We start from the raw sequence: 26719 nt of genomic DNA on the forward strand, positions 1-26719 counted from the left end.
CGCCCTGCCCGCCGCAACGTCGCCACCGCCCGCCCACACTGCGCCGCCCGGCCCGTCGCGCCGCCTCGGCACTCCACCCGCACGCTGCGGCTGACCCGACGGGGCCGTCTCGTGGTGACCTGCACGGCCGCCACGCTGCTCACCGGTGCCGTCGTCGCCGTGACGGGTGCGCTGTCCGGCGCCTCGGCCGGTGTGGAGCGCACCTCCGCACCCCCGGCCGTGGTCCTGACGGTCCTCCCCGGCCAGACCCTGTCGCAGATCGCCGGTCAGTGGTCCCCGGGCGCGGACTGGCGCGAGGTGGCCGGTGAGATCGTCCAGCTCAACGCCCTCCCGTCCATGACCCTGCAGGCCGGACAACAGCTGACGATGCCCGAACAGGGCTGATCGCGGTGCGCCCGGTTGCTCCGTGCGTCGGTCACGACGTACGGTCGACCCTGGACCAGAGCCGTCGTCCGGTCTCGGGGGAGGAAGTCGGGGTGCACTGCCCGTTCTGTCGGCACGAGGACTCTCGTGTCGTCGATTCCCGCACGACCGACGACGGCAGCTCGATCCGTCGTCGCCGGCAGTGTCCCAACTGCTCCAAGCGCTTCTCCACGGTCGAGACGGCGAGCCTCGCGGTCATCAAGCGTTCCGGTGCGCCGGAGCCGTTCAGCCGCGCCAAGATCGCCAGTGGAGTGCGCAAGGCCTGCCAGGGCCGGCCGGTGAGCGAGGACGACATCGCGCTGCTCGCCCACCGCGTCGAGGAAGCCGTCCGCGCCCAGGGTGCCGCCGAGATCGACGCCCACCAGGTGGGCCTCGCGACGTTGCCCTTCCTGCAGGAACTCGACGAGGTCGCCTACCTGCGGTTCGCGTCCGTCTACCAGGCCTTCGACTCCCTCTCCGACTTCGAGTCGGCGATCGACCGCCTGCGGGCCCAGCGCGCCGCGTCGCCGTTGCCCCCGGTCGAGACCGTGCCCGCCCGCGGCTGACCCGCGTCGATTCCCACGTCGAGGACGGGGATGATGGGGGGATGCTCGATCCCGGTTCCCTGTACAGCTACGAGGGCGAACGCCCCGCCCTGGTGGAACCTCCGCTCGTCGTGGCGTTGAACGGATTCATCGACGCGGGCAACGCGGTCCGCCTGAGCGTCGAGCACCTCCTGGCGACCTGTCGCCACGAGCTCGTGGCCACCTTCGACGTCGACCAGCTCCACGACTACCGCGCCCGGCGGCCCACCATGACCTTCGGCGGCCAGAACTGGCTCGACTACGAGCCGCCCCGCCTGCAGGTCCACCGGGTCCACGACGAGGAGGGTTCCTCGCTGCTGCTGCTGAGCGGCCCCGAGCCCGACGTGCAGTGGGAACGGTTCACCACCGCCGTCTGGCAGCTCGCGGACGAGCTGGGGGTCGGACTGACCATCGTGCTGTCGGCGGCGCCCACGGCCGTGCCGCACACCCGCCCCGCCGGGGTGACGGCCAGCGCCAGTCGGCCCGAGCTGCTCGACGGCTTCCGCACCTGGGACGTCGAGGCCCAGGTCCCCGGTCACGCGTCCGCGCTGCTGCACCTGCGGGGTTCGCAGCACGGGCGTGACGTGCTCTCCGTGCTGGCCCACGTCCCGCACTACCTCGCGGGCAACGACTACCCCGACGCCGCCGCGGTGCTGGTCCGGACGCTGTCCGGGGCGACGGGGGTCGCCGCCTCCGTGGAGTCCCTGCTCGAGGCCGCCTCGCAGACACGGGTCGAGGTCGACCGTCAGGTCTCCGAGTCCGCCGACGCCGCGTCCGTCGTGCAGGCGCTGGAGCAGCAGTACGACACCTCCGGCGACGAGGGCCGCGGCACGGGGGCGGCGAGCGCCTTCCTGCCCACCGCGGACGAACTCGGCGAGGAGTTCGAGCGGTTCCTCGCCGGTCGCGAGGACGACCCCGGCGAGGACCCGGTCTAGGCGGTGGTGGCGGCGTCGGAGGTCCCGACGCTGCCGCCGCCGGCGCCCGAGACGTGGTGCAGCAGAGCGCGTCCGTAGGCCTCGGCGGCGTCCTCGGCCTCGAAGGCGTCGGCGCCCCGTTCGTCCAGCAGCAGCACCCGGTGGACGATCGTGTCGCCGACGTCGCGACGCTCGAGGCGGGTGAAGCGCTCGCCCAGCAGCTCCCGCAGCTGGTGCTCGGCCGGCAGCCAGCACGCCTCGGGCTGGTCCACGGAGTCCAGCGCCCACTCGGTGGTTCCGTTGAACCCGATGATCTTGCCCGACGGGTGGTCGTGGACCTCGATCGTCATGTCGCTGAGGGTGAAGACGTCGGAGTCCATGTCGCGGTTCGGGATGACGAAGCGGTCGCCGGAGGCGGGGTGCCACTGCAGGCCGGCGCTGCGCAGCTGCAGGGCCAGGTCGACGGAGATCATCCGCTCAGCATGGACCCGGCCCCGCGGTTCGTCACCTCGTGCTGCGCCCGGGGCCCGCACGGGGTATCAACGGACGTCACGAACACGCAGTCGACGTTTGGGAGCACCACCATGGACACCGACACCGCCCGCGAACGCCTCCTGGGCCTGCAGCGCGACCTGCAGTCGACCATCGACGACCTCACGGCCCGGTTGGAGTCCGGCAGCACCCCCGACGCCGCCGAGGGTGGCCAGGACACGGGTGACCTCGGGGCGCACGAGCAGCAGGCCGCCGAGAACGAGGGCCTCCTCGACGGCGCCCGCCGGCGCCTCGACAGCGTCGAGGACGCCTTGAAGCGGCTGGACGCCGGCACCTACGGGCTCTCGATCGTCTCGGGGGAACCCATCCCCGAGGAGCGCCTCGAGGTCTACCCCGACGCCGCCACCCTGGTGACCGAGAAGCTCTGAGCCCCGCTCAGCGCAGCACGACCGGGTGCGCGTGGTCGTCGAGGGGCAGGTCACCCTCGACGACCGCGACCACCGAGAGCTCCTGCAGGTCGACCTGACCGGCCGTGGTGAGGAACGCCGTGTCCGCCGCGTCGCGGCCGGAGGCGATCCGCAGCAACGACTCCCGCGGCGCCAGGCGGGTCGCGTCGACGACCTGCCACCGCCCGTCCGGAGCGGCCTCCACGACGGCGTGGAAGTCCATCGGTGACAGCCCCGGCGCGTAGACCGAGCACAGCCGGGCCGGGACGTCGAGGGCGCGCAGCACCGCCACGACGAGGTGGGTGAAGTCGCGGCACACCCCCTGACGGGCGAGCAGGGTCTCCAGGGCCCCGTCGGTGGGCAGGCTGGAGCCGCTGACGTAGGCGAGGTGGTCGAACACCCAGCGCGCGACCAGGTCCGGCAGCAGTTCCCGGCGGGGGCCGGCGTCGAGGCGGCCGAACTCCGCGGCCGCGAACGTGATCAGCCGGTCCGAGGGGCAGTAGCGGCTGGGCCGGGTGAACTCCCACCGTTCCAGGGCCCCGAGGGCGGCGTCGGGACCCGTCGAGGTGCGGGCCTGCGCCTCGTACTCCAGCGTGCTCGCCCCGGCGGGGACGGTGAACTCGTGCAGGCGGGTGCCGTCGCCCGAGCGGAGTTCACGGACCTCCACCGGGCCGTCGGGACCGGTCACGGTGAGGGTCTCGGAGAGCAGTTCCACCCCGTGGCGGTCGGCGAGCGCGACGAGGGCGGAGGCCGCAGCGGGAGCGTCGGCCCGCAGGCGCAGGTGGGCGCGGACGGAGGTGGTGGGGGAAGGCACCGGAGGATTCTGGCCTACCGTCTGGGCATGCGCATCGTCATCGCCGGAGGTCACGGACAGATCGCCCTGCTGCTCGCCCGGTCGGCCGTGTCCCGCGGCGACGAGGTGGTCGGCCTGGTTCGCAACCCCGACCACGTCCGCGACCTCGAGGCCCTCGGTGAGCAGGCCCTGGTCCGTGACCTGGAGACCCTCGACGCCGCGACGCTCGCGGGCGACCTCGCCGGCGCCGACGCCGTGGTCTTCCTCGCCGGCGCCGGTCCGGGCAGCGGCGCGTCGCGCAAGGACACCGTCGACCGCGGGGCGGCGGTCCTGCTGGCGGACGCCGCCGAGCGCGCCGCGGTACCGGCCTACCTGCTGGTCTCCTCGATGGGCGTGGAGTCGGTGCGCGACGGCGCCACCCCCGACGGGGTCGGGGAGGTGTTCCTCGCTTACCTCCGCGCCAAACTGGCGGCCGAGGAGGACCTGCTGCAGCGCAGTGGGTTGCGCGTCGGTGTGCTGCGCCCGGGGGCGCTCAGCGACGAGGCCGCGACGGGTCGGGTGCAGCTGGCCCCGTCGGTGGCGCGCGGTGCGGTCCCCCGGGCCGACGTCGCCGCCGTCTGCCTGGCCCTGCTCGACCGCCTCGTCGACGGGGTCGAGCCGACACGGGTGCTCGAGCTGGTCGGGGGCGACGTCCCCGTGGCCGACGCCGTCGCGTCGGTCTGAGCTCACGGGCGCTCCCGGGCGCTCACGGCGCACGGCGTTCGGCCCACGGGTGCGGGTGCGGGAGACTGGCCCCCCACGCACCCGCTCGTAGTTGGAGGAACCCGTGTCCGCCCCCGACCTCGCACCCGTCCGTCGCGGACGTGCGCTGCTGCTGGAGAACATCCACGCCGACGCCCGGACCCTGCTGTCCGACGCCGGTTGGGAGGTCGAGACCACGTCCGGTGCCCTCGACGAGGCCGAACTGGCCCGCCGCGTCGAAGGGGTCTCGCTGCTGGGGATCCGCTCCCAGACGCAGGTGACCGCGAAGGTCCTGGAGGCGGCCACCGACCTGCGCACCGTCGGCGCCTTCTGCATCGGCACCAACCAGATCGACCTCTTCGCCGCCGCCGCGAACGGCATCGCCGTGTTCAACGCGCCCTACAGCAACACCCGCAGCGTCGTGGAGCTCGCGCTCGCCGAGATCATCGCCCTCACCCGCCGCCTCACGGTCAAGGACCGGGCGATGCACGACGGGGTGTGGGACAAGTCGGCCGCGGGCTCGCACGAGGTCCGCGGCCGTCGCCTCGGCATCGTCGGCTACGGCAACATCGGCTCCCAGCTGTCCGTGGTGGCCGAGGCGCTGGGCATGAGCGTCTTCTTCTACGACACCACCGACAAGCTCGCCCTGGGCAACGCGCGACGCTGCGGGAGCCTGCACGAACTCCTCGAGATCGCCGACGTCGTCAGCCTGCACGTCGACGGCCGCCGGTCCAACACCGGGTTCTTCGGTGAGGCGGAGTTCTCCCGGATGCGTCCCGGCTCGATCTTCCTCAACCTCTCGCGCGGGTTCGTCGTCGACGACGAGGCGCTCGCGCGGCACGTCCGGTCCGGCCACGTCGCCGGGGCGGCCCTCGACGTCTTCCCCACCGAGCCCAAGGGCAGCGGCCAGTCCTTCGACTCCGTCCTGCGCGGGCTGCCCAACGTCATCCTGACCCCGCACGTGGCGGGGTCGACGGAGGAGGCGCAGGAGGACATCGGGCGGTTCGTCGCGGCCAAGATGCGCGACTACGCCCTGCACGGCACGACGGCGCTGTCGGTGAACCTGCCGACGCTGGACACCGAGACGGCCCCGGAGACGGTGCGCCTGGCCCACCTGCACCGCAACGTCCCGGGCGTGCTCGCGGCCATCAACAAGGTCCTCGCCGACGCCGGGGTCAACATCGAGGGTCAGCAGCTCGCGACCCGCGGCGACCTCGGCTACGTCGTCACCGACATCGCCGCGCACGCCTCCGAGGAGGTCGGTCGCCGGTTGCGCGAGCTGCCCGAGACCGTCCGGGTGCGCCAGCTCGGCTGATGGCCACCCGGATCGTCGTCGTCTCCGACACCCACCTGCCGGCGCGGGCGAAGGACCTGCCCGCGCCGGTCTGGGCGGCGGTGGAGTCCGCCGACCTCGTCGTGCACGCGGGGGACTGGTGCGACGAGGCCACGGTGCTGGCCCTGCGCGCCCGCTCCGCCGCCCTCGTGGGCGTGGCCGGCAACAACGACGGCGCGGACGTGCGCGCGCACCTGGACGAGTTCGCCGCCTTCGAGGTCGACGGGGTCCGGTTCGGGGTCGTGCACGAGACGGGCGCGAAGGAGGGCCGGGAACGTCGTTGCGACGCCCGCCACGGTGGCTCGCTGGACGTGCTGCTCTTCGGGCACAGCCACGTCCCGTGGGACTCCACGACCCCCGCGGGGACCCGGATGCTGAACCCGGGCTCACCCACCGACCGCCGGCGGATGCCCACCGGCACCTGGCTGGAGCTCACCGTCGAGCACGGCGGGCTCCGCGACCTCGTGCTGCGGGAGGTTCAGAGGTAGATGTCGAGCCGTCCCGCCGGGTGCAGGTCGTCGGAGGGGCCGAAGTCGATCTCGCCCTCGGTCGCGGGCAGGCGACGCACGACCATCGCGGGACGACCGCGGCGCTGGTCACGCTCGCCGGCGGCGGAGGTCGCGGCGGGTTCGGGGGTGGCCGTGGTGATGGCCAGCGCCGAGCCCCAGGTGCTCGTGAGGCTGATCATGTCCTCTCCGTCGGCCGTGACGCTGCGTGCTTGAGCTGCGTCAGACGGGTTCACCCGTTCGGCTCACGTCCTCACCGGACTGCGTGACGCGCGACCACTCCTGGGCCAGCAGCTCGTAGGAGAGCACCCGTTCGGCCAGGTCGTGCACCTGCGTCACGACCATCAACTCGTCCGCCCCGCTGCGTTCCACGACGTCCAGCAACCGGGGGACGACCTCCTCCGGCGTGCCCGCCACCAGCTTCGACCCCAGCCGCCCCGCCGTGTTGCGCTCCGCGAGGGTCCAGCGGTGCGCGGCCGCCTCCTCCGGGCTCGGCAACGGCCCCGGCATCCCCAGGCGCAGCCGGGTCGTCGCCAGGGTCGCCGCCGCCGCCAGCGCCTGCGCGCGCTCGCTCGTCTCCGCGACCAGCACCGCGAGGGTCAGCACCGCGTGCGGACGCGGCCAGTACCGCGAGGGGACGAAGTCCTCCCGGTAGGAGCGCAGCACCTCGACGGGGGAGACCGAGCCGAAGTGCCCGGCGTAGGCGTACCCCGTGCCCGACCGGGCCGCGACCGCCGACCCGTGCTCGCTGGAACCCAGCAACCACACCGGCGGCAGCGGCACGTCGTCCGGTTGCGCCCGGATCCCGGCGAAGGGGTGACCCGCGGGGAAGCCGTCGACGTAGCCGTGCAGCTCGGCCAGCTGCTCCTCGAAGTCGTCCAGGGCCAGCGCCTGACGCGAACGCTGCAGGGCCAGCGCCGTGCGCGGGTCCGTCCCCACCGCCCGGCCGAGGCCGAGGTCGATCCGCCCCGGGTGCAGACCCTCCAGCGACCGGAAGGACTCCGCCACGGCCAGCGGGGAGTGGTTGGGCAACATGATCCCGCCCGCGCCCACCCGCAACGTGCTCGTCGCGGCCGCGATCGCGCCGATGAGCACCACCGGGTCCGCGCTGCCGACGGCGCTCAGGTTGTGGTGCTCGGAGACCCAGTGGCGGACGTAGCCCGCCGCCTCGGCCGCCCGCGCCAGGTCCACGCTGCGGCGCAACGCCAGCGAGGCCGGCGTGCCCGAGGAGACGGGGGAGAGGTCGAGGACGGACAGCGCAACGCTCACCCTCACCGGAACTCCGCGAACCGGCACGCTGTTCCACCCGGGGTTAGTGTCGTCCTTCGTGCCCTCAGAACGATCCCGGCCCTCCGGCTGGTTCCGCCGGCTGCTCGGCCACTGCCTGGCCCACCGCCGCGACCTCTTCCTCGCCTTCGGCTCCTCGGTCGTCTCCTACGGCGTCGCCGCGATGGTCCCGCTGGTCGTCCGGCACGTGATCGATGACGTCATCGGCACCCCCGGGGCCGCCCTGTGGCCGTGGGCCGCGCTGCTCGTCCTGGCCGGGGTGGTCGTCTACGCCCTCGGCTTCGTGCGCCGCTTCACCGCCGGGCGGTTGTCGCTGGACGTGCAGTTCGACCTGCGCAACGAGGTCCACGCCGCGGTGCAGCGGATGGACGGGCGCCAGCTCGACGGCCTCTCCACCGGCCAGGTCGTCAGCCGCTCGATCAGCGACGTCCAGCTCGTCCAGGGACTGCTCGCCTGGCTGCCCAACGTCACCGGCAACGCCGTCCTGTTCGTCGTCTCCCTCGTCGTCATGGCCACGCTGTCCCCGCCGCTGACCCTGGTGGCGCTCGCGATCGGCCCGGCGTTGTGGTGGATCGCGTTCCGCAGCCGCCGGGACCTGTTCCCGGCGAACTTCGCCGCCCAGGCCCGGGCGGCCGAGGTCGCCGCGCACGTCGAGGCCGCGGTGACCGGGGTGCGGGTCGTCAAGGGTTTCGGGCAGGAGGCCGCGGAGCTGCGCCGCCTCGAGGGCATCGTCGGTGACCTGTTCACCGACCGGATGCGCGTCGTGCGCTACAACTCCCGCTACGGGCCTGCGCTGCAGGCGGTTCCGGCCCTGGGGCAGGTCGGGGTGCTGCTCTTCGGCGGGTGGCTGGCGCTGAACGGGCACCTCACCGTGGGGACGTTCCTGGCGTTCTCGACCTACCTCGGCCAGCTCGTCTCCCCGGTGCGCCAGCTCGCCGGTCTGCTCACCGTGGGTCAGCAGGCCCGCGCGGGGGTCGAACGCGTCCTGCAGGTCGTCGACACCCGTCCGCACGTCCTGGCTCCCCGCACCACCCCGGCGCGGGAGCTGCCGGACGGGCCCTTGTCGGTGGAACTGTCCGGCGTGCGCTTCGGCTTCACCGACGACCGCACCGTCCTGCACGACGTCGACCTCCGCGTCCCCGCCGGGGGCACCGTCGCCCTCGTCGGGACGGCCGGGTCGGGCAAGTCGACGATCACGAACCTGCTGCCGCGCTTCTACGACGTCGCCGCGGGCAGCGTCCGCATCGGCGGCGTCGACGTCCGCGACCTCGACCCGCGGGCGCTGCGGGCCGCGATCGGCCTGGTCTTCGAGGAGACGTTCCTCTTCTCCGACACCGTCCGCGCCAACGTCGCCTACTCCGTTCCCGACGCCGGCGACGCGGCGGTCCGGGCCGCGCTGAGCACCGCGGCCGCCGACGGTTTCGTCGACGCCCTCGACCACGGCTGGGACTCCCTCGTCGGGGAACAGGGCCTCACCCTCTCCGGTGGGCAGCGCCAGCGCATCGGCCTGGCCCGCGCGGTGCTGGCCCGCCCCCGCGTGCTGGTCCTCGACGACGCCACCTCCGCGGTCGACCCGACCGTGGAGCAACGCATCCTCGGCGCGCTGGCCGACGCGCGCGAGGAGGGGCGCACGACGCTGCTCGTGGCCCACCGCCGCTCCACGCTGCGCCTGGCCGACCGGATCGTCGTGCTCGACGGCGGTCGCGTCGTCGACGAGGGCACCGAGGCGGAGCTGCAGGGACGGAGCGCGGTCTTCCGCCGCCTCTTCGACACCGACGAGGCCCCGGCGAGCGCTCCCGAACGCGTGCCGGCGACCGCCGTGACGGGTGCCCCCGTCCCGGCCCCGCGCGCCGGTCGCTCCGCCGCGGCCGCCGCCGTCGACGCGGGTCTGCCCGTCTCGGGGGCACTGCTCGACCGGATCGCCGCGCTGCCGCCGGTGCGCGACGTGCCGGCCATCGACGTCGCCGCCGCGGAACGGCACGAGCCCGCGTTCGGGCTGGGCCGCCTGCTGCGCCCGTTCCGGTGGGCGCTGCTCGCGGGCATGCTGCTCGTGGCCGGCGACGCCGCGGCGCAACTGGTCCTGCCCCAGCTGGTGCGCGACGGCCTCGACCGGGGGGTCGCGGCCGACGACCTGCGCGCGCTGCTGTGGGTCTCCGCCATCGCGGCGTTCGTCGTCGCGGCGGACTGGCTGGTGACCGTCGGGCAGGGCCGGGTGACCGGGCGGACCGGGGAGCGGATCCTCTTCAGCCTGCGGCTCAAGACGTTCGCGCAGTTGCAGCGCCTCGGGCTGGACTACTACGAACGTGAGCAGGCCGGGCGGATCATGACCCGGATGACCACCGACGTGGACGCGCTGTCGACGTTCCTGCAGAACGGCGTCGCCCAGGCTCTGGTGAGCCTGCTGTCGCTGGTCGGGGTGTTCGTCGCGATGCTCGTCCTCGACCCGGAACTCGCCGTCGTCGTCGTCTGCGTGCTCCCGGTGCTCGTCGTCGCGACGCTGGTGTTCCGGGCGAAGTCGCGACCGGCCTACACCGAGGCCCGCGAGCGGATCAGCGCGGTGAACGTCCAGTTCCAGGAGTCGGTCGCGGGGGTCCGCGTGACCCAGGCCTTCGTGCGCACCGAGGAGGACACCGCGGCGTTCCACCGCAAGGGGTGGGCCTATCGCGACGCCCGGGTCCGGGCCCAGCGCTACATCGCCACCTACTTCCCGTTCGTGCAGTTCCTCAACGAGGTGACGGCGGCGCTGGTGCTCGTCGTCGGCGCCTCCCTGGTGCGCCAGGGGAGCGTCTCCCTCGGCGTCCTCGTGGCGTTCCTGCTCTACGTCGACCTGTTCTTCGCCCCGGTCCAGCAGTTGTCGCAGGTGTTCGACGGGTACCAGCAGGCCGCCGTCGGGTTGCGTCGACTGCGCGACCTGCTCCGCACGCCGACCACGGTCGTCCCCGCCGCGCAGCCGGTCCCGGTGACCCGACTGCGCGGGGACCTGCGGTTCGAGGGCGTGCAGTTCCACTACCAGAACACCGAGCACCCGGCGCTGGCCGACCTCGACCTGCACGTCCGCGCGGGGGAGACGGTGGCCCTGGTCGGGGAGACCGGCGCGGGGAAGTCGACCGTGGTGAAGCTCGCCGCCCGCTTCTACGACCCGACCGGGGGACGGGTCCTGGTCGACGGGACCGACCTGCGCTCGCTGGACCTCGAAGGTTTCCGGCAGCGGCTCGGCGTCGTCCCCCAGGAGGCGTACCTCTTCGACGGCACGGTCGCCGAGGCGATCGCCTACGCCCGGCCCGAGGCGAGCCCCGAGCAGGTGCGGGCGGCCGCGGCCGCGGTCGGCGCCGACCGGGTGATCGAGGCGCTGCCGGGCGGGTACGGGTTCGTCGTCGGCGAACGCGGCCGCAACCTCTCCACCGGTCAGCGTCAGCTCGTCGCGCTCGCCCGGGCCGAACTCGTCGACCCCGACGTCCTGCTGCTCGACGAGGCCACCGCTGCGCTCGACCCCGCGGCCGAGGCGGCCATCGCGGCCGCCAGCGACGCCGCGGCGAGCCGGCGCACGACGATCGTCGTCGCCCACCGGTTGACCACCGCCGCCCGCGCGGACCGCATCGTGGTGCTCGACCTCGGCCGGGTCGTCGAGGAGGGCAGCCACCAGGAACTGCTCGAGCGCGGCGGCTACTACGCGGGTCTGTGGGCCTCGTTCGTCGCCGGGAGGGCCTCGGCGGCCTGACCTCACCGTGCGGAGCGGGGAGAGATCCAGCACGCTGGGGAGCATGAGCAGAACGACCCGACGTGACGATCTCACGGTCGACCGCCACGGCGAGAACGCAGAATCCCCGCAGCAGATCCCCGCGAAGGGGTGGCTGGCCGTGACGAAGCGGGCCTGGGGGGAGGCCAAGGAGGACCTGGTGCCGCTGCTGGCGGCGGGGGTCGCCTTCAAGGCCTTCCTGGCCATCTTCCCGGCCCTGACCGCGGCGTTCCTGATCTGGGGGATCTTCGGAAACACCCAGTCGATCGCCGATCAGGTCAACGGGATCTCGGCGATCCCCGACGAGGCCCGCAAGCTCGTCATCAGCCAGGTCCAGAACGTCGCGACCGGCAAGTCCACGGCCGGCATCACGGCGGTGCTCGCCATCGTGCTGGCGCTGTGGAGCGCCTCCAGCGGCGTCGAGAACCTCATGGCGGCGACGAACAGCGCCTACGACGAGAAGGAGACCCGGGGTTTCCTCAAGCGCAAGGGCACGGCGCTGCTGCTCACGATCGGCGCCATCGTCTTCATGCTGCTGGCCGTCGCACTCATCGGTGTCGCACCCGTCCTGGTGAAGGCGCTGGGGGCCAGCGGGATCGTCAGCATCGTCGTGAACGTCCTGCGCTGGGTGCTGCTGCTCGGTCTGGTCGTCGTCGCCCTGGGCGTCGTCTACCGCGTCGCCCCCGACCGCGACTCGCCGCGCGTCAAGTGGGTGTCGGTCGGCGCCGGGGTCGCCACGGTCCTGTGGCTCATCGTCTCGGCGGGTTTCTCGATCTACGTCTCCACCGCCGGCCAGTCGTCCTACGCCAAGAACTACGGCTCGATGGCCGGCGTCGTCGTCCTGCTCATGTGGCTGTGGCTCACGAGCTACGCGATCCTGCTGGGCGCCGAGGTCAACGCCGAGGCGGAGAAGCAGACCGACAAGGACACCACCGTCGGCCCCGAGCAGCCCATGGGCTCGCGGGACGCCGTGGCCGCCGACCGCAAACCGAACGACCGCTGAGAGGGAACGAGATGGCTGACCAGAAGGACGACCAGAAGGACACTCAGAAGGACACCGCCCAGGAGCACCTGGAGAAGTCCGAGGAACTGACCGCGGAGGTCAAGGAGGGGTGGAAGACCCTTCCCGAGACCGAGGAGGCCGACGACGCGGGCGTGCAGGGTGTGCAGGAGTCGCACGCGCCGTCGGACTGATCTCCTAGCGACCGCCCTGCAACTTGCGGGAACGCTGGGTCGAACCCGGTCCGCCGTAGGGGTAGTCCGCGGGTTCGGGGTCGCTGGCCTCGTCGAGGAGGACGAGTTCGGCGGCCTCGAGCTCCAGGTCGGCCGCACCGAGGTTCTCGGTGAGCTGCTGCGTCGTGCGCGCGCCGAGGATCACCGAGCTGACGGCCGGCTGGGCCGCGAGCCAGGCCAGCGAGACCTGGGCCATCGTCGCCCCGCGGTCCTCGGCCACCTTCTGCACCGCGTCCACGACGGCCCAGGTCCGGGTCTGGGCGTTGCGACGGGCGTAGGCCTCGACCCCGCGCTCGGGGTTCTCACCGAGTCGGGTCGCGCCGGTGGGGGCGTTGTCCCGGGTGTACTTGCCGGACAACCAGCCGCCGCCCAGCGGTGACCAGGGGAGCAGGCCCAGGCCGTTCTCCTCGGCCGCCGGGACGATCTCCCACTCGATCTCGCGGACCAGCAGGTTGTACTGCGGCTGCAGGGTGACCGGCGGGGAGAAGCCCGCCGCGTCGGCCACGTCGACGGCCTTCTGCAGCTGCCAGCCGGTGAAGTTCGACAACCCGACGTGGTGGACCTTCCCGGCGCGGACGAAGGAGTCCAGGGTCGCGAGGGTCTCCTCGATCGGGGTCCACGGGTCCCAGGCGTGCACCTGGTAGAGGTCGACGGTCTCGACGCCGAGACGGCGCAGCGACGCGTCGAGGGCGCGGGTGAGGTGGCGGCGGGACAGCCCGACGCCGTTGGGTTCCGGCGAGGTCGGGAAGCGTCCCTTCGTGGCCAGGACGACCCGTTCGGTGACGTCTGCGGGACGGTCGGCGAGCCAGGCGCCGATGATCTCCTCCGACGTGCCGCCGGAGTAGACGTCGGCGGTGTCGACGAGGGTCCCGCCGGCGGCGAGGAACGTGTCGAGCTGCTCGAACGAGCCGTCGCGGTCGGTCTCGCTGCCGAACGTCATGGTGCCCAGGGCGAGGTGGGAGACGGACGTGCCGCTGTTCCCGAGGGTTCGGTTCTCCATGACCCGCATCCAACACCCGGGTGGTGCGGTGCACCTCTCGCACGCAGATCGACACCTGTCGAATAGAGTCCGAGGGTTCACCGACCTGCACGCTCCAAGGAGAGGAACACCCATGAGGTTCACCGACAAGGTCGCCTTCATCACCGGAGACGCGTCCGGGCTCGGACTCGCCGTCGCGCAGCTGCTCGCCGAGGAGGGCGCCAAGGTCGTCCTGGCCGACATCGCCGAGGACGCCGCCCGGAAGGCCGCCGCCGACCTCCCCGACGCCCTCGCCGTGGGGACCGACACCAGCAGCAGCGCCTCCGTCGAGGCGGCCGTCGCCGCGGCCGTCGCGCACTACGGCCGCATCGACGTCGTGTTCAACAACGCGGGGATCGCCGGCCGGCAGCAACCCCTGCACGAGATGGACGACGCCAACTGGAACCTCGTCTCCGGCATCAACGGTGACGGGGTGTTCTGGACCCTCAAGCACACCATCGCGGCCATGCTGAAGACCGGCGGGGGCGCCATCGTCAACACCGCCTCCACCGCGGGCCTCGGCGGGCAGATCAACATCTCCCCCTACACCTTCACCAAGGGCGGGGTCGTGGCGCTGACCAGGTCGGCCGCGATCGAGTACGCCGCGCGCAACATCCGCGTCAACGCCGTCGCGCCGACCGTCGTGAAGACCCCGCTGGTCGAGGAGTTCATCGAGACCGCCCCCGACCCGGTCGCGATGAAGGCGAACATGGAGGCGTTCAACCCCAAGCCCGGCATGCCCGAGGCCCGCGACGTCGCCACCGTCGTCGCCTTCCTCGCCAGCGACGACGCCGCCTGGGTCACCGGCCACACGATCCCCGTCGACGGGGGCTACCTCGCGGTCTGACCCAGCTGACAGCATCGGGGGATGCTGACGCAGCAGGAGACGCCCTTCGACGTCCACGTCCGCGGCACGGTGTTCCTGGACATCGTGCTGACGGGCCTGGACTCCGAACCCCGGTTGGGCACCGAGGTCTGGACCTCGGGGATGGGCTCGTGCCCGGGCGGGATCGCCAACATGGCGGTCGCGGCGTCCCGGCTGGGGTTGTCGACGTCGCTGTCGGCGGCGTTCAGCACCGACGCCTACGGTCAGTTCTGCTGGCAGACCCTCGGCGAGCAGGAGGGCATCGACCTCTCGACGTCCTACCGGGTGGCGGACTGGCACTCGCCGCTGACGGTCTCGCTGGCCTACGGCGGGGACCGGGCGATGGTCACCCACGAGCACCCCGCACCCGTCGACGAACCCGCCGAGGTGCCCGTCTCGCGCGCCGCGCTCGTGCACCTGGCGGCGGTCCCGCAGCCGTGGGTGCTGCGCGCGCAGGCGCAGGGTTCGCTGGTCTTCGCCGACGTCGGCTGGGACTCCTCCACCCAGTGGAACCCCGACGTGCTGGGCGGGCTGGAGCACTGCCACGCGTTCCTGCCCAACCACGTCGAGGCCATGCGCTACACCCGGGCCGACTCCGCGGCGGCGGCCGTCACCGCGCTCTCCGAACTGGTTCCGGTGGCTGTCGTCACCTGCGGGGCCGACGGTGCCGTCGCCGTCGACCAGGTCAGCGGCGAGAGCGTGCAGGTCCCCGGCCTGCCCATGGAGGCCCTCGACGCCACCGGGGCCGGGGACGTCTTCGGGGCGGGTTTCCTCACGGCGACGCTCGGGGGGTGGCCCCTGGCCCAGCGGTTGTCCTTCGCCAACCTGTGCGCCGGGCTCTCGGTGCAGCAGTTCGGCGGCTCGCTCTCCGCCCCGGGCTGGGGTGACATCGCCGACTGGTGGTCGCACCTGCGCCGGGGACCGCGCACCTCTGCGACGTCGCAGCTCGTGCGTCGCTACGGCTTCCTCGACGACGTCCTCCCGGCCCACCCGAGCGCGGGCAGCGCGGTCCGGCGGGCGAGCGCGACCCTCTCCGTCCTCAACGACCTCCCCGACGGGGCGACGGCGCCCTCCCGGTGACCGCGTCGTCCGACCTCGTCGCCGGGCGGCGAGCCGCGAAGGGGTCGAGGGTGGTCACGCCGGCACGCCAGTGGCGAGCACCACCGACGCGAGAGGTCAGGACAACGGCATGGTGACCAAGGTCGAGCGCCCCGGTGCGCAGGAGTGGGTGCCCGAGGGCGCCGACGTCGAGCAGCTGCGCGAGGCGGCGACGAACTGCCACGGCTGCGAGCTGTGGGAACCCGCCACCCAGGTCGTGTTCTCGGCGGGTGCCGCCGACGCCCGTCTCGTGCTGGTCGGTGAGCAACCCGGCGACCAGGAGGACCGCCGGGGCGTCCCGTTCGTCGGTCCGGCCGGGCGGTTGCTGCAGAAGGCGGTCGCCGAGGCGGGCATCGACCTCGCCACGACGTACGTGACGAACGCGGTCAAGCACTTCCGCTTCACTCAGACCGCGCCCGGGAACCGCCGCATCCACGCCAGCCCCGACGTGGGCCACATCACCGCCTGCCGGCCGTGGCTGGCGGCCGAACTCGTCCAGGTCGATCCCGACGTCGTCGTCTGCCTCGGTGCGACCGCTGCGAAGGCGCTGCTGCCCAAGGACTTCCGGGTCACCAAGCACCGCGGCACGCTCTTCACGCTGCCGACCTCCCGCGGGGAGAAGACGTTCCTGGGCACGATCCACCCCTCGGCGGTGCTGCGGACCCCCGAGGCGGAGCGGGACGCGGCGTACGCGGCGCTGGTGGCCGACCTGCGGGTGGCGGGGTCCGCGCTCCGCTAAGATAGATACATCATGGATACAGCGAGCTCGCGGGTCTACGCGCAGGTCAAGCACGGGATCCTCGACCGGTCCCTGGCCGGCGGGCAGCTGCTCACCGAGGGCGAGATCGCCGACCTCGTCGGCGTCTCCCGCACGCCCGTCCGCGAAGGGCTCCTGCAACTGCAGGCCGAGGGCCTCGTGCACCTCATCCCCAAGCGCGGCGCCCTGGTCGTGCCGGTGTCCCCGGCCGAGGTCGAGGACGTCCTCGAGGCGCGCGAACTCGTCGAGGTCCACACCGCCGCCCGAGCGTGGGCGCGGCGCGCCGACCTCGCCGTCGACCTCGTCCCGCACCTGCAGGACATGCGCGCCGCCGTCGGCGACCCCTGGGCCTTCACGGCCGCCGACCGCGCCTTCCACGCCACCGTCGTCCGCAGCGCCGGCAACGAGGTGCTGTCCGCCCTCTACGACTCCCTGCGGGACCGGCAGATGCGGATGGGGGTCGCGAACCTCCACGGCTCGGGGGACCGCGTCGCGACGGCCCTGGCCGACCACGAGGCGCTGCGCGCGAGCCTGCTCGGCGACGACGTCGACGCGTGGCTGCACCTGGTGCGCGACCACGTCCGCCGGGCCGGCGACCGGCTCCGGGCGGTGCGGCGGTGACCCGCGGGGAACCCGCCGTCCGGGGCGCCTGGCTCGTCTTCGCGGTCGGCGCGCTGGCCTACGTCGTCACCGTCGGGAACCGCACCTCGCTGGCCGCCGCCGGCCTGGAGGCGCAGGAGCGCTACGGGATCGGTGCCGGGACGCTGTCCAGCTTCGCCGTGCTGCAGTTCCTCGTCTACGCCGTCCTGCAGGTCCCGATCGGCGTCCTCATCGACCGCTGGGGTCCGCGCCGGCTCGTGATCGCCGGCGGGATCGCGATGGGCGGGGGACAGCTCCTCCTGGCCCTGAGCACCCAGACCTGGCAGGCCGTGCTGGCCCGCGTCCTCGTCGGGGCCGGCGACGCCGCGACGTTCGTCAGCGTGCTCCGCGTGGTGACGAACTGGTTCCCGCCGCAGCGGGTCCCCGTGATGACCCAGCTGGTCGGGTTGTTCGGTCAGCTGGGTCAGGTGTTCAGCTTCGTCCCGCTCGTCGCACTGCTGCACGGCCCGGGCTGGACCGCCGCCTACGGGGGGATCGCCGCGTTCACCGTCCTCACCGCGGTCCTCTGCGTGCTCGTCCTGCGCGACGTCCCGCCGGGGACGGTGAACCCCCGCGCGGCGAAACCCCTGCGCGAGGTGCTGGGTGACCTCCGGGCCGCGCTGCGCCACCCCGGGACCCGGCTCGGGCTCTGGTCGCACTGGGCGACCCCGTTCTCCGGCAACGCCTTCGCCGCCCTCTGGGGCTACCCGTTCCTCGTCTCCGGCCAAGGGCTCGGCACCGGCGCGGCGGGCGCCCTGCTGACGCTCTACACCGTGAGCGCGGCCGGGACGGGGCCGCTGATGGGCACCCTCGTCGCCCGGCACCCGTTCCGGCGGTCCTGGATCGTGCTGGCGATCGTCAGCGGCCAGTTCGTCGTCTGGAGCGTCGTGCTGCTGTGGCCGGGACCGGCCCCGCTGTGGGTGCTCGCCGTCATGGTCGTCGTCGTGGCGACGGGGGTACCGGGGTCGATGATCGGCTTCGACTACGCGCGCACCTCCAACCCCGTGCACCGCCTCGGCGGGGCGACGGGCATGACCAACGTGATGGGCTTCACCGCGACCATCGTCTTCATCGCCGCGATCGGCCTCCTGCTCGACCTCCAGGGCGCCGGGACCCCGGCGACGTACTCGCTCGGCGCGTTCAAGGTGGCCTTCGCCGTCCAGTTCCCGCTGTGGTCGGTCGGGGTCGTCGGGATCCTCGTCAGCCGGCGCCAGACCCGCGCGCTGATGGCCCGCAACGGGGTCGTGGTGCCCCGGATGCGGGACGTCCGCGCCCGCCTCACCGCCTCCCGGGGCGAGTGAGAGGACTTCGTCACCGGGGTGGTCTGTCGGGGTGGGGGGTCCACAGGGCAGGATTCCGGGGTGACTGAGAAGCAGAAGGCACAGATCGGTGTGACCGGTCTCGCGACCATGGGCCGCAACCTGGCTCGCAACATCGCCCGGCACGGTTACGTGACCGCCGTGCACAACCGCAGCGACGCCAAGACGAAGGCCCTGGTCGAGGAGTTCGGCGACGAGGGCAGCTTCGTCCCCGGCTACTCCGCCCAGGAGTTCGTCGACTCCCTCGAGTCCCCGCGCACGATCATCATCATGGTGAAGGCCGGCGGCCCGACCGACGCCGTCATCGACGAACTCGCCCCGCTGCTCTCCGAGGGCGACATCCTCGTCGACGCGGGCAACGCCCACTTCGCCGACACCCGCCGCCGTGAGGCCGCGCTGCGCGAGCAGGGCATCCACTTCGCCGGGGTCGGCGTCTCCGGGGGTGAGGAGGGTGCGCTGCTGGGGCCCTCGATCATGCCCGGCGGCTCCGAGCACGCCTACGCCAAGCTCGGCCCGATCTTCGCCGACATCGCCGTCTCCGTCGACGGGACCCCGTGCTCCACCCACGTCGGCGCCGACGGGGCCGGGCACTTCGTGAAGATGGTGCACAACGGCATCGAGTACGCCGACATGCAGCTCATCGCCGAGGCCTACGACCTGCTGCGCCACGGCCTGGGTCGCACGCCCAAGCAGCTCGCCGAGGTGTTCACGTCCTGGAACGAGGGCGACCTGGAGAGCTTCCTCATCGAGATCACCGCCCGGGTCCTCGACAAGGACGACCCGACGAACGAGGGCACCCCGCTCGTCGACGTCATCCTCGACGAGGCCGAGCAGAAGGGCACCGGCCGCTGGACGGTGCAGACCGCCCTCGACCTCGGCACCCCCGTCTCCGGCATCGCCGAAGCCGTCTTCGCCCGCGCGCTGTCCGGTCACGCCGAGCAGCGCAAGGCCGCGCAGCCGGTCCTCCCCGGCCCGGCGTCGCAGGGCCCGTTCGTCGCCGACGGGGACGCCGAGCAGTTCATCGACGACGTCCGCGCCGCGCTGTACGCGTCGAAGGTCGTCGCGTACGCGCAGGGCTTCGACATGATCCGCGCCGGTTCCCAGGAGTTCGGCTGGAACGTCGACCCGGGGGCGATGGCGACGATCTGGCGCGGCGGCTGCATCATCCGTGCCAAGTTCCTGGACCGCATCAAGGACGCCTACGCCAACGCGCCGGAACTGCCGTCGCTGCTGCTGGACCCCTACTTCGCGCAGGCCGTGTCGGAGGGTCAGGAGGCCTGGCGCCGCGTCGTCGTGCACTCCGTGAACTCCGGCATCCCCGCCCCCGGGTTCTCCTCCTCGCTGGCCTACTACGACGGCCTGCGTCGCGAGCGGTCCTCCGCGGCCCTCATCCAGGGGCTGCGCGACCTCTTCGGTGCGCACACCTACAAGCGCACCGACCGTGACGGGGCCTTCCACGTGGACTGGTCCGGCGACGGGTCCGAGTCGCAGGGCTGACCCACCGCGCACGACGAACGCCCCCTCCGGATCCGGAGGGGGAGTTCGTCGTCCGAACCAGTCGTGCGGATCAGTCGTAGAGGTCGTCGTCGTAGACGCTCAGCGTCCCGAACCCGTCGCCCACGACCGCGTGCCGGGGCACCGACAGCGTGACCGTGAAGCGTGCCTGGGCGTCGTTGACCACGTCGTCCCCGACCACCGGCACCACGACGGACCCCGTGAGGCGACCGGCGGGGATGGTCACGTGGGTCCAGGTCGGGGTGATGCGGCCGTCGAGGGCGGCCGCCGCGGTGTCGACCTCCACGGTCACCGGGACGGTGGAGCGTCGCGACAGCACCAGCGGCATCCGCACCTGCTGGGTGCCGTCGTCCTCGTAGACCTCGGCGTCGCCGATGCTGACGGCGGGGAGCGCGGGCACCGTTCCCGTCCCGCTCGCCGGGCTGTCCAGGGCGACGTCGGAGAGGTACACGTCGGTCGACCGTTCCGTCGGGGTGAACGTCACGGTCGCGAGGTCGCCCACGTCGACGCCGGGGAAGGCGTCCAGGGGCAGCCGGACCGTGCGCAGCCACGTCTTGGCCACCGCCGCCCCCTCACCCCACGGGTCGGCCAGCGCCGGCAGCGGCCGCAGCGCGGAGCTGAACCGCGACACGCGGACGCCGGCGCTGCGACCGGCCCGGTCGGTGGCGGTGACGGTGAGGTCGGTGGCCACCAACCCGGGTGTCGCCGCGCGGAAGGTCAGCGCCTGGGCGACCTGCGGTGACGTTCCCCGCGGTACCTGGACCGTCACCGGTCGCGGGCTGGAACCCGCCTTCCAGCGTGCGCGCAGCAGCGGCGTCGCCGGGACGTCCGGCGCCAGCCAGGCCGGGGTCCAGTGCGGGAAGGAACTCACCGGGCGCAGGTCGGAGGCGCACCGGGGGAGCCGCCCCGCCTCGGCGACACCGACGCTCGCGCAGTACGCGGCGCCCGCGGGCAGCGAGACGCCTCGCGACGCCGACTCCAACGGCGCGAGGTCGGTCCGCGCCGAGGCGGGTTGCTGGGCCTGGGTGTGCACGACGGCCCGTCCCGCCGACCCCGCGCGTCCGCCGGTGCCGTCGAAGAGGGGCAGGAACTGCTGCTCGCGGCCGAGGGTGAGGCGGAAGAAGCCCGAGACGTAGGCGGCACCCACCGCGCGCTGCTCGGCGGGGGAGAGGCGTGAGGGTGCGCTCTCACCGCAGACGGGGTCGTCGGCGAGGTACCAGTCGTCGTTCGACGGGGCCTGCGAGAGGCCCGGGGTCCACTCGGAGTTGAAGAAGTTGTGGTTCGCGCCCATGACGAGCAGCGAGGACCGCAGCACGTCGTCGCCCGCGGCGTAGCGGCTGTCGTCGTAGAAGTGCTGACCCTGCTGGTCCGAGACGTCACCGTCGCAGTAGGGGAGCACGACGGCCATCGCGGTGCCCGGCAGGGTCTGGCGGGCGAAGTCCACCGGGGCCAGCGGCATCACCGCCCTGATCCCGTACGGCGCCGGGCGTTCGGCGTTCAGCAGAGCCGCGCGCACGACACCCTCACCGCCCCGGGAGTGACCCATCAGGCCGACGTTCGTCAGGTCCAGGCGCCCCTTGAGCGGGCCCCAGGTGCGCAGCAGGTCCAGGTGGGCCATCACGAGCTCCCCGCGGGCCTGCGCGCCACCGTCCTCCGCGCGCCAGTCCAGCTGGTTGATCCCGTCGGCGGAGATCGAGACCACCGCGTACCCCTGGGAGGCGAGTGCCTGCGCGGCCTCGCCGTAGCCGAGGTGACTGGGGACCGGGCGGGAGGAACCCGCGCACGGCCAGCCGCCGAAGTCGTCCTCGTCGGTACCACCGAAGCAGGCCTGGTGACGACCGTGGAGGAAGACGACCACCGGTCGCGGGCCCGGTGCCCCGGCCGGCAGGTACACCGCTGCCCGTTCCTCCACGGCCTGTCCGCCCAGACCGGGCAGGCGCACCGCCGTGTCACCCAGGTCGTAGTCCGCCCGGCGCACGCCGAACGTCCCGCGCGTCGCGGGGTCGACGCCCAGCAGTTCGCCGCTCAGGGTCTCCGCCTCGGCCGCCGGCACGGCCGCGTGCCGCAGGGCGCGGGCCTCCTCGCCGGCGACGACCCCGTTCCAGGCCAGCTGGACCCGACCCGCCCGGGCGACCCGGGCGTCAGCCGTCCGCACCGTCAGGGTGTGCCCGTCGGGGTCCTGGCGGGCGACGCCGAGGACGACCCCGTCCACGGCCAGTTCCGGTTGGGCGGCCCGGACCGGGACCGGTCCGGGCAGCCGCAGGGACACCTCCCAGGAGCTCCCGCCGACCGCGGTGACGCTCCAGCCGGGCCCGGCGGCCCCTGCGGTGGGTGCCACCGCCAGCGTTCCCACGAGCACCGTGGTGCTCGCCGCAGCCAGGACGGCTGCCCTCCTGACCTTCGAGAACCGGGACACCGGCGACCCCCTCAAGGCAGCGCGGGCACCTTGCTCCGCTGCTGCGCTGGACGCTCCCACACGTGATCTTGTGGCACAAGGAACGCACAGCGTCGGTTTCCCTCAGCCCACGCGTTCCCGCCGGCGGCTGCGCACCCGGCGGGCGACGGCCCACACCAGGACCGCCGCGATGGCGGCGTAGAAGGCGTGGTCGAGGTAGTGGCCGTAGCTCTCGACGAGTTCGTACTGCGTCCCCAAGGCCATGCCCAGGCCGATCAGCAGCCCGTTCCACAACCCGCTGCCCAGCACGGTCAGCAGCGAGAACTTCAGCAGCCCCATCCCCGCCGCCCCCGCCGGCAGCGAGATGAGGCTGCGCACCCCGGGGACGAAGCGACCGGTGAAGACGGCCGCCCCCTCGTGGCGGTGGAACCACTCCGCGGACTTCGTGACGTCGGAGGCGTCCATCAACGGGATCCGGTCGGCGATCCGGGCCGCGCGCTGCAGCCCGACCACCTTCCCCAGCCAGTAGAGGACGAGTGACCCCAGGAACGCGCCCCCGACGGAGAACAGCACCACGGCGACCAGCCCGATGCGGCCCTGCTGGACCTGGTAGCCGGCCAGCGGCAGGACGACCTCGCTGGGGATCGGCGGGAACACCACCTCCAGGAAGCTCATCAACCCCACGCCGGGGGCCCCCAGGGTGTCGACGGTCTCGAGGACGAACCCGGTGAGACCCCCGGTCTGCGAGTCGGCGGGCGGGGCCAGGGTCGTGCTCATGCGTCGGGTTCCTCCGGGGAGCTCGGCGAGATCGCGTCGTCGGTCACAACGCCCGCCCCCGCGCAGAAGTGCCGGGCGTCCTCGCCCGCGACGAGGCGGGCCGGGGCGACGCCACCCGACAACGCCCGGACCAGGGCCCGCTCGGGCAACGGGGACTGCGAGGCGACGAGCAGCGCGTTGCCGTAGCGGCGGCCCCGGAACACCCCGGGCTCGGCCATCAGCGCGACGTGCGCGAAGACCGATCCCGTCGTCGCGAGCTCGGCCCGCGAGTGCGGCATCGGCGGGCGGTCGGCGAGGTTCGCGATCCACACCCCGCCCGGGGTGAGCACGCGGTCCACGTCGCGCAGGAACTCCGCGGTGACCAGGTGGCCGGGCACGCGGTCGCCGGCGAAGGCGTCGCGCACCACCACGTCCTGGGTGCCGTCCGGGACGGCGCGCAGCCCCTCGCGGGCGTCGGCCACCTTGAGCTTGAAGCCGGCGGCTCCGCTGGCCCCGAAGCTGGCGCGCACCAGGTCCACCAACCGCTGGTCGACCTCCAGGACCAGCTGACGGGACCCCGGTCGCGTCGCGGCGACGTAGCGCGGGAAGGCGCAGCCGGCACCGCCGAGGTGGACCATCCGCAGCGGACCCTCGTCGTGGACGGCGTCGATGACGGCGGCCGTCCACTGGTGGTACTCGAAGACCAGCCGGGTCGGGTCGGCCAGGTCGACGTAGGAGCTGGGGACCCCGTTGACGTGCACCGTCCACCCGTCGGGGTCGTCGCGGTCCTGCTCCAGACGCGCTGTGCCCGTGGTGATCAGGGCCTCGCCCTCCTCGGGCCGGGGACCTCGGGTGCGACGGGCGGGACGTGGGGCGGACACCCCCCGATCCAACCAGTTGAAGTTCTCCCGCGGTCCTGCCGAGGTACTCAGCATGTCGACCTTCCTGGAGATGTGCCTCCTCGCCGTGTTCGTCGTCCCCTTCGTCCGTGACCGCCGCGCCCTGCGTCGCCGGGCCGACCTCTCCCGCCTCCCGCAGCTGGACCGGCCCCCGGTCGGCGCCGACCAGCGCCTGCCCCGCGCCTGGGCCCGTCGTCGTTACGTCGAGGACGGCGTCGCCGAGGTGTCCGCGTTCCTCAGCGAGCAGGATCCCGCGCGCTGAGCGGCGTTCTTGCGGCTAGCGTCGTGACGTGAGCCACGACGTGCAGAAGACCTCCGCCACTCCGCCGCCGGGAGGTCTCGAGGGACGTGCCGCCGACCTCGTCCAGCGCCTCCTCGCCGTCGGCATCGACGGCCTCGGCCCCTTCGACAGCGCTGCGGAGGTCGCGCGGTCGGCGCTCGAGCGGCACCCGAGCACCGAGTCGGCCGTGCACGCCGTCCTGCGCCAGCACACCCGTCTCATCGCCGGCAACGGGTTCGTGACCGGTCTCGGCGGACTCGTGACCATGCCGGTGGCCCTGCCCGCCAACGTCTTCGGCTTCCACGTCCTCGCCGTCCGGGCCGTGGCCGCCCTCGCCGAACTGCGCGGTTACGACACGTCGCTGCCCCAGGTCCGCTCCGCCGTCCTGCTGACCCTCGTCGGTGCCGACGCGACCGACGTCCTCAAGGCGGCCGGGCTGCCCACCGGTGGACGCATCGCCGGACTCGTCACCTCCCGCGTCCCGCGACCCGTCCTGATGCTCGTCAACAAGGGCGTGGGCTTCCGGTTGATCGCGCGCTTCGGGACCAAGACGCTGCTGCGGGTACCCGCCCGCGCCCTGCCCGTCGTCGGTGGCGCCGTCGGTGCCGGGGTCGACGCCGTGATGTTCCGGCGCATCGCCAAGGCCGCCGAGCACGGCCTGCCGCCGCACAAGGGCGACTGAGTCGTGGCCGTCCGCACCGCCGCCCTGCCGGTCCTGTGGCGCACCCTGCGTTCCGGAACCCGTCCGGGCACCCCCGGTGTCGGGACCAGGCTCGCCCAGCTGCCCGCGATGGTCGCCGACAGCGTGCGCGGCCGCTACACCGGAGCCGGACGCTCCCGGCTGGCCTGGGCCGCGCTCGGGCTGGTCTACGTCGTCTCGCCCGTCGACGCGTTGCCCGAGGCCTGGTTGCCCCTCGTGGGCCTGCTCGACGACGGTGTCGTCGCCGCCTGGGTCGCCGGGTGGGTGCTCGTGGCGACGGAGGACTACGCCGCGTGGCGCGCCCGCGACGGACGTCCGGCTGTACACAGCCCCGGCCGGGACTGACCCCCACCCGGGCCTGTGGACGGGCGGGGGAGTCGCGGTCGCTCCCCGGTCGAGGCTTCGGTCATGTCCGCCCTCGCCCCTTCGCAGCAGCCCGGGACCGTCGTCGCGGCCGGCCCCGCGCAGCTGCTGGCCCTGGTCCCGTTCCGCCTCGGGTTCCACCCCACCGACAGCCTGGTGCTGCTGGAGGTGAGGACCCCGCGACCCGGCAGCACCCGCGAACGGCTCGGGGTCGTCCTGCGGGTGGACCTGCCGCCCACGAACGACGACGCGGACGTCTCGGCCGTCGCCGCCGGCGCCGTGCGCGCCCTCCTCGACCGGGCGGAACCCGAGGCCCGGGTCCTCGTCCTCGGCTACGACCCCGAGGCCACCCGCACCGGCGTCCTCACCCCGGGGCCCCGCGCGGACGCCACCCTGGCCGCGGTGTCCCGTCTGCTCGGCGCCCGGGGGCGTGACGTCCTCGACGTGGTCGTCCTCACCGACCACCGCTTCCGCTCGCTGACCTGCGACCTCGCCTGCTGCCCCCACGAGGGCACCCCGCTGTCCACGGCGGACGTCGACCGGGTCGTCGCCGAGGCCGTCGGCCTCGGGCTGGGCGTCGCCCCCGACCGTGCGGCCGCGCTGCCCCCCACGACCGCCGTCGAGGCCGGACGCCGGTCCGTGGCCTCCGCCGCCCGGCGCGACGCGACGCGACCCTGGACCCCGGACCGCCGCCGTGCCCTGCTGGCCGAGTGGGACGCCGAGCTCGACCGTCGCGCCGAGAGCACCACGACCGCGCTGCCCGCCCCGGAGTTCTGCGGGCGCCTGCTGGCGGGGTTCGACGACCTCGCGACCCGCGACGCGGTCCTCCTCGCGCCGGCCCTGCGCGAGGAGTCCGACGGCCGGCGCGGCGCCCTGGCCGCGGCGCTCGCCGTCGACGTCGCCCGGTACGCGAACGGGGCGACGGCGGCCGGGGCGTGGGCGGTGGCCGCGTGGTCGTCCTGGAACAGCGGGGACGGGGTGCGGGCCGCCGCCGCGGCCGAGGAGGCGTTGCGTCGGGACCCGGGGCAACGGCTGGCCCGGCTGGTCCTGCAGCTCCTGCTCGTGGGTCGCCCGCCGTGCGGGGACTGAGCGCGTAGTACGGTCACGCCGTCCATCAACGGCGTCTGGAAGGTGCGGCATGGGGATCGTCGTCGGGTACGTGGCCAACCCGGAGGGCCGAGCAGCCCTGGAACGAGCCGGTGAGGCGGCGCTGCGCTACGCGGTCCCGCTGGTGGTCGTGCACAGCCGGCGACCGGGGCGTGAGGTCGACGCCGCCGACGCCGAGCAGCTCGCCGGGGTCCACGCGTCGGTGCAGGAGAAGCTCGCGGCCGCCGGGCTCGCCCACGAGATGCGGGACGTCCCCGACTCCGAGGATCCCGCGGACGACCTCATCACGGCGGCCGAGGAGACGGGCGCCTCGCTCATCGTCATCGGCCTCCGTCGCCGGACCCCCGTCGGCAAGCTGATCCTGGGCGCCAGCGCCCAGCGGATCCTGCTCGACGCGCCGTGTCCGGTGCTCGCGGTGAAGCCGGAGGACTGAGCCCGCCGGAGGGGTCGCGCCCACGCCAGGCACGCCGTTCGGGCGGTGTCGTGCGCGCGATCCACCGGGTTCGTGCCACAATCGTGGTTTGTCGTCCTCAGTGGGCAT

General features: G+C 73.5%; 29 protein-coding genes. 21 read left to right on the forward strand and 8 right to left on the reverse strand.

Features of this window, described 5'->3' with window-relative positions; genetic code table 11:
- The 3 genes from AC0I8G_RS21300 to AC0I8G_RS21310 form a co-directional block, all read left to right on the forward strand.
- On the forward strand, positions 1 to 384 hold a 384-nt coding region (locus AC0I8G_RS21300; protein WP_471731724.1), incomplete at its 5' end, for a LysM peptidoglycan-binding domain-containing protein.
- 92 nt (positions 385 to 476) lie between these two features.
- Entirely contained in the window at positions 477 to 968 is a 492-nt protein-coding gene (gene nrdR / locus AC0I8G_RS21305) for a transcriptional regulator NrdR (RefSeq protein ID WP_328291962.1), read from the forward strand.
- A gap of 41 nt (positions 969 to 1009) precedes the next feature.
- Positions 1010 to 1921, forward strand: a complete 912-nt coding sequence (locus AC0I8G_RS21310) for a proteasome assembly chaperone family protein (protein WP_380262045.1) — start codon at positions 1010 to 1012, stop codon at positions 1919 to 1921.
- Here AC0I8G_RS21310 and AC0I8G_RS21315 read toward each other — a convergent pair.
- Positions 1918 to 2373 carry a pilus assembly protein CpaE gene (locus AC0I8G_RS21315; RefSeq protein WP_471731725.1) on the reverse strand — a complete coding sequence of 152 codons (456 nt, stop codon included), beginning with the start codon at positions 2371 to 2373 and terminating at the stop codon, positions 1918 to 1920. The genes AC0I8G_RS21310 and AC0I8G_RS21315 overlap by 4 nt on opposite strands.
- Positions 2374 to 2484: 111 nt before the next feature.
- On the opposite strand from AC0I8G_RS21315, the gene AC0I8G_RS21320 reads away from it, so the two are divergent.
- The gene (locus AC0I8G_RS21320) at positions 2485 to 2820 is read left to right on the forward strand and encodes a TraR/DksA family transcriptional regulator (RefSeq protein ID WP_471731726.1); all 336 of its coding nucleotides are present in this window, start codon (positions 2485 to 2487) and stop codon (positions 2818 to 2820) included.
- 7 nt (positions 2821 to 2827) lie between these two features.
- Here AC0I8G_RS21320 and AC0I8G_RS21325 read toward each other — a convergent pair whose 3' ends face one another.
- On the reverse strand, positions 2828 to 3652 hold the full coding sequence (locus AC0I8G_RS21325; RefSeq protein WP_471731727.1) for a transglutaminase-like domain-containing protein: 825 nt from the start codon (positions 3650 to 3652) through the stop codon (positions 2828 to 2830).
- Between the two features lie 27 nt (positions 3653 to 3679).
- Here AC0I8G_RS21325 and AC0I8G_RS21330 point away from each other — a divergent pair, with 27 nt between their 5' ends.
- From AC0I8G_RS21330 to AC0I8G_RS21340, 3 genes are all read left to right on the forward strand, one after another.
- A complete protein-coding gene (locus tag AC0I8G_RS21330) occupies positions 3680 to 4354 on the forward strand; it encodes an NAD(P)H-binding protein (RefSeq protein ID WP_471731728.1) in 675 nt (224 codons plus the stop codon).
- Between the two features lie 103 nt (positions 4355 to 4457).
- The gene (serA, locus tag AC0I8G_RS21335) at positions 4458 to 5687 is read left to right on the forward strand and encodes a phosphoglycerate dehydrogenase (RefSeq protein ID WP_471731729.1); all 1230 of its coding nucleotides are present in this window, start codon (positions 4458 to 4460) and stop codon (positions 5685 to 5687) included.
- Positions 5687 to 6193, forward strand: a complete 507-nt coding sequence (locus AC0I8G_RS21340; protein ID WP_328291955.1) for a metallophosphoesterase family protein — start codon at positions 5687 to 5689, stop codon at positions 6191 to 6193. Before serA ends, AC0I8G_RS21340 begins: the two co-directional genes overlap by 1 nt.
- Here AC0I8G_RS21340 and AC0I8G_RS21345 read toward each other — a convergent pair.
- On the reverse strand, positions 6184 to 6393 hold the full coding sequence (locus AC0I8G_RS21345; RefSeq protein ID WP_471731730.1) for a hypothetical protein: 210 nt from the start codon (positions 6391 to 6393) through the stop codon (positions 6184 to 6186). The genes AC0I8G_RS21340 and AC0I8G_RS21345 overlap by 10 nt on opposite strands.
- Positions 6394 to 6433: 40 nt before the next feature.
- The gene (locus AC0I8G_RS21350; RefSeq protein ID WP_471731731.1) at positions 6434 to 7480 is read right to left on the reverse strand and encodes an LLM class flavin-dependent oxidoreductase; all 1047 of its coding nucleotides are present in this window, start codon (positions 7478 to 7480) and stop codon (positions 6434 to 6436) included.
- 58 nt (positions 7481 to 7538) lie between these two features.
- Between AC0I8G_RS21350 and AC0I8G_RS21355 the strand changes: the two genes are divergently transcribed.
- From AC0I8G_RS21355 to AC0I8G_RS21365, 3 genes are read left to right on the forward strand one after another with little or no spacing between them, the layout of a single operon-like run.
- Entirely contained in the window at positions 7539 to 11216 is a 3678-nt protein-coding gene (locus tag AC0I8G_RS21355) for an ABC transporter ATP-binding protein (RefSeq protein WP_471731732.1), read from the forward strand.
- A gap of 43 nt (positions 11217 to 11259) precedes the next feature.
- Positions 11260 to 12237, forward strand: a complete 978-nt coding sequence (locus tag AC0I8G_RS21360) for a YihY/virulence factor BrkB family protein (RefSeq protein WP_471731733.1) — start codon at positions 11260 to 11262, stop codon at positions 12235 to 12237.
- An 11-nt stretch (positions 12238 to 12248) separates the two neighbouring features.
- Positions 12249 to 12428: a hypothetical protein gene (locus AC0I8G_RS21365; RefSeq protein ID WP_471731734.1), complete on the forward strand. Its 180-nt coding sequence runs from the start codon at positions 12249 to 12251 to the stop codon at positions 12426 to 12428.
- Positions 12429 to 12432: 4 nt separating this feature from the next.
- Here AC0I8G_RS21365 and AC0I8G_RS21370 read toward each other — a convergent pair whose 3' ends face one another.
- Complete coding sequence (locus AC0I8G_RS21370; RefSeq protein WP_471731735.1) at positions 12433 to 13467, reverse strand: aldo/keto reductase; 1035 nt, start codon at positions 13465 to 13467, stop codon at positions 12433 to 12435.
- A 112-nt stretch (positions 13468 to 13579) separates the two neighbouring features.
- Between AC0I8G_RS21370 and AC0I8G_RS21375 the strand changes: the two genes are divergently transcribed.
- The 6 genes from AC0I8G_RS21375 (at position 13580) to gndA (ending at position 19660) form a co-directional block, all read left to right on the forward strand.
- Positions 13580 to 14332, forward strand: coding sequence for an SDR family NAD(P)-dependent oxidoreductase (locus AC0I8G_RS21375; RefSeq protein ID WP_471731736.1), 753 nt, complete (start codon positions 13580 to 13582; stop codon positions 14330 to 14332).
- A 21-nt stretch (positions 14333 to 14353) separates the two neighbouring features.
- Complete coding sequence (locus AC0I8G_RS21380) at positions 14354 to 15430, forward strand: PfkB family carbohydrate kinase (RefSeq protein WP_471731737.1); 1077 nt, start codon at positions 14354 to 14356, stop codon at positions 15428 to 15430.
- A gap of 109 nt (positions 15431 to 15539) precedes the next feature.
- The gene (locus AC0I8G_RS21385) at positions 15540 to 16187 is read left to right on the forward strand and encodes a UdgX family uracil-DNA binding protein (protein ID WP_380262071.1); all 648 of its coding nucleotides are present in this window, start codon (positions 15540 to 15542) and stop codon (positions 16185 to 16187) included.
- Positions 16188 to 16199: 12 nt separating this feature from the next.
- A complete protein-coding gene (locus AC0I8G_RS21390) occupies positions 16200 to 16826 on the forward strand; it encodes a GntR family transcriptional regulator (RefSeq protein WP_471731738.1) in 627 nt (208 codons plus the stop codon).
- Positions 16823 to 18145: an MFS transporter gene (locus tag AC0I8G_RS21395; protein WP_471731739.1), complete on the forward strand. Its 1323-nt coding sequence runs from the start codon at positions 16823 to 16825 to the stop codon at positions 18143 to 18145. Before AC0I8G_RS21390 ends, AC0I8G_RS21395 begins: the two co-directional genes overlap by 4 nt.
- A gap of 108 nt (positions 18146 to 18253) precedes the next feature.
- Entirely contained in the window at positions 18254 to 19660 is a 1407-nt protein-coding gene (gndA, locus tag AC0I8G_RS21400; protein ID WP_471731773.1) for an NADP-dependent phosphogluconate dehydrogenase, read from the forward strand.
- A 70-nt stretch (positions 19661 to 19730) separates the two neighbouring features.
- On the opposite strand, the gene AC0I8G_RS21405 is transcribed toward gndA, so the two are convergent.
- The 3 genes from AC0I8G_RS21405 to AC0I8G_RS21415 form a co-directional block, all read right to left on the reverse strand.
- On the reverse strand, positions 19731 to 22094 hold the full coding sequence (locus AC0I8G_RS21405) for a poly(ethylene terephthalate) hydrolase family protein (RefSeq protein ID WP_471731740.1): 2364 nt from the start codon (positions 22092 to 22094) through the stop codon (positions 19731 to 19733).
- Between the two features lie 102 nt (positions 22095 to 22196).
- Positions 22197 to 22850 carry a DedA family protein gene (locus AC0I8G_RS21410; protein ID WP_471731741.1) on the reverse strand — a complete coding sequence of 218 codons (654 nt, stop codon included), beginning with the start codon at positions 22848 to 22850 and terminating at the stop codon, positions 22197 to 22199.
- On the reverse strand, positions 22847 to 23710 hold the full coding sequence (locus AC0I8G_RS21415; protein WP_471731742.1) for a spermidine synthase: 864 nt from the start codon (positions 23708 to 23710) through the stop codon (positions 22847 to 22849). Before AC0I8G_RS21415 ends, AC0I8G_RS21410 begins: the two co-directional genes overlap by 4 nt.
- 52 nt (positions 23711 to 23762) lie before the next feature.
- Between AC0I8G_RS21415 and AC0I8G_RS21420 the strand changes: the two genes are divergently transcribed.
- From AC0I8G_RS21420 to AC0I8G_RS21440, 5 genes are all read left to right on the forward strand, one after another.
- Positions 23763 to 23990: a hypothetical protein gene (locus AC0I8G_RS21420; RefSeq protein ID WP_471731743.1), complete on the forward strand. Its 228-nt coding sequence runs from the start codon at positions 23763 to 23765 to the stop codon at positions 23988 to 23990.
- A 28-nt stretch (positions 23991 to 24018) separates the two neighbouring features.
- Positions 24019 to 24690 carry an EcsC family protein gene (locus AC0I8G_RS21425; RefSeq protein WP_328291938.1) on the forward strand — a complete coding sequence of 224 codons (672 nt, stop codon included), beginning with the start codon at positions 24019 to 24021 and terminating at the stop codon, positions 24688 to 24690.
- A gap of 3 nt (positions 24691 to 24693) precedes the next feature.
- The gene (locus tag AC0I8G_RS21430) at positions 24694 to 25053 is read left to right on the forward strand and encodes a YkvA family protein (RefSeq protein WP_471731744.1); all 360 of its coding nucleotides are present in this window, start codon (positions 24694 to 24696) and stop codon (positions 25051 to 25053) included.
- Between the two features lie 63 nt (positions 25054 to 25116).
- Positions 25117 to 26160 carry a DUF4192 family protein gene (locus AC0I8G_RS21435; RefSeq protein WP_471731745.1) on the forward strand — a complete coding sequence of 348 codons (1044 nt, stop codon included), beginning with the start codon at positions 25117 to 25119 and terminating at the stop codon, positions 26158 to 26160.
- 49 nt (positions 26161 to 26209) lie between these two features.
- Complete coding sequence (locus AC0I8G_RS21440) at positions 26210 to 26611, forward strand: universal stress protein (RefSeq protein ID WP_380262089.1); 402 nt, start codon at positions 26210 to 26212, stop codon at positions 26609 to 26611.
- The last annotated feature ends 108 nt before the right edge of the window (positions 26612 to 26719 follow it).

Source organism: Kineococcus sp. AC630, assembly GCF_979255925.1.

Excerpts from the sequence above, each read along its gene's own strand:
- AC0I8G_RS21435 (WP_471731745.1), top strand. The coding sequence starts at position 25,117 with ATGTCCGCCCTCGCCCCTTCGCAGCAGCCCGGGACCGTCGTCGCGGCC.
- AC0I8G_RS21310 (WP_380262045.1), top strand. The coding sequence starts at position 1,010 with ATGCTCGATCCCGGTTCCCTGTACAGCTACGAGGGCGAACGCCCCGCC.
- AC0I8G_RS21380 (WP_471731737.1), top strand. The coding sequence starts at position 14,354 with ATGCTGACGCAGCAGGAGACGCCCTTCGACGTCCACGTCCGCGGCACG.
- AC0I8G_RS21340 (WP_328291955.1), top strand. The coding sequence starts at position 5,687 with ATGGCCACCCGGATCGTCGTCGTCTCCGACACCCACCTGCCGGCGCGG.
- AC0I8G_RS21390 (WP_471731738.1), top strand. The coding sequence starts at position 16,200 with ATGGATACAGCGAGCTCGCGGGTCTACGCGCAGGTCAAGCACGGGATC.
- AC0I8G_RS21360 (WP_471731733.1), top strand. The coding sequence starts at position 11,260 with ATGAGCAGAACGACCCGACGTGACGATCTCACGGTCGACCGCCACGGC.
- AC0I8G_RS21410 (WP_471731741.1), bottom strand. The coding sequence starts at position 22,850 with ATGAGCACGACCCTGGCCCCGCCCGCCGACTCGCAGACCGGGGGTCTC.
- AC0I8G_RS21420 (WP_471731743.1), top strand. The coding sequence starts at position 23,763 with ATGTCGACCTTCCTGGAGATGTGCCTCCTCGCCGTGTTCGTCGTCCCC.
- AC0I8G_RS21315 (WP_471731725.1), bottom strand. The coding sequence starts at position 2,373 with ATGATCTCCGTCGACCTGGCCCTGCAGCTGCGCAGCGCCGGCCTGCAG.
- AC0I8G_RS21385 (WP_380262071.1), top strand. The coding sequence starts at position 15,540 with ATGGTGACCAAGGTCGAGCGCCCCGGTGCGCAGGAGTGGGTGCCCGAG.
- AC0I8G_RS21365 (WP_471731734.1), top strand. The coding sequence starts at position 12,249 with ATGGCTGACCAGAAGGACGACCAGAAGGACACTCAGAAGGACACCGCC.
- AC0I8G_RS21320 (WP_471731726.1), top strand. The coding sequence starts at position 2,485 with ATGGACACCGACACCGCCCGCGAACGCCTCCTGGGCCTGCAGCGCGAC.
- AC0I8G_RS21375 (WP_471731736.1), top strand. The coding sequence starts at position 13,580 with ATGAGGTTCACCGACAAGGTCGCCTTCATCACCGGAGACGCGTCCGGG.
- AC0I8G_RS21330 (WP_471731728.1), top strand. The coding sequence starts at position 3,680 with ATGCGCATCGTCATCGCCGGAGGTCACGGACAGATCGCCCTGCTGCTC.
- AC0I8G_RS21440 (WP_380262089.1), top strand. The coding sequence starts at position 26,210 with ATGGGGATCGTCGTCGGGTACGTGGCCAACCCGGAGGGCCGAGCAGCC.
- gndA (WP_471731773.1), top strand. The coding sequence starts at position 18,254 with ATGGGCCGCAACCTGGCTCGCAACATCGCCCGGCACGGTTACGTGACC.
- AC0I8G_RS21345 (WP_471731730.1), bottom strand. The coding sequence starts at position 6,393 with ATGATCAGCCTCACGAGCACCTGGGGCTCGGCGCTGGCCATCACCACG.
- AC0I8G_RS21370 (WP_471731735.1), bottom strand. The coding sequence starts at position 13,467 with ATGGAGAACCGAACCCTCGGGAACAGCGGCACGTCCGTCTCCCACCTC.